1 protein-coding gene is annotated in these 837 nt (G+C 41.8%); it reads right to left on the reverse strand.

The features are described 5' to 3' along the window. Window positions 1–148: 148 nt before the first annotated feature. On the reverse strand, window positions 149–837 hold a 689-nt coding region (locus QMA12_RS22090; protein ID WP_290295328.1), incomplete at its 5' end, for a transposase.

Below are 837 nucleotides of genomic sequence, written 5' to 3' on the forward strand. Positions count from 1 at the left end.
ATGCACGCGTACTGAGCGTCTAATCAAGGCAAGTGGCTTAGGTCTGTAGGCATATAATCAGGTTAAACCTTGTTGGTTATCAACTCACCCAATTGATTGATGCTCAGCCTTATATCCAGTTAGATGTTCAGCTCACTCAGTACCGTGACTAACTCTTTAAGAATTTTTCTTCATCGAATACCGTCTCTTTTTTAAGCATATAATAAACACAGCGACCCAGCTTATGCGCAAGCGCTGAGAGTGCTTTGGCTTTGCTCATTCGCTTTTGTAGTTTTTCAAGGTACTTGTTGGCGTTGTGATTGTGGCGCAGTAGTAATACGGCAGCTTCCGAGAACGCCCATTTGAGATGTGCATTGCCAATTTTATTACCTTGTGTGCCATAGGTTTTGCCAGCAGACTCCGCTTTGCATTTGACTAACCGACTGTATGAAGCGAATTTTTGTACGCTTGAAAAGCGATTAATGTCACCAATTTCGTAAATAATGGTGAGTGCGAGAATGCGGCCTATACCATTAATTGTTTGCAAAATATTAAGGTGGACAGGGTTGTGCTGCTTGGCCATTTGTTCAATATAATGCTCTAAAGGTTTAAGCTCTTTGTGATAGCAATCGAGTATGGCCATATTTAAATTAATAGAGCGCTGTACAACGGGATCAGGAAAGTAATAGCGCATCTTTTCTCTGTCGCAGACGTTCTTTAAGTTGACATTATGGGCAGGTAAATTGTACTGGCTGGCAGTATTGGCGACATGGGCTTTTAAATCAGCACCATGACGAACAATTTTGGTTCTACGGCGTAATAAGTCGCGTGTAGCACGCATATCTTTGTCATACACAT

The sequence above is a fragment of the Pseudoalteromonas sp. APC 3893 genome, assembly GCF_030408095.1.
Classification (GTDB): Bacteria; Pseudomonadota; Gammaproteobacteria; order Enterobacterales; family Alteromonadaceae; genus Pseudoalteromonas.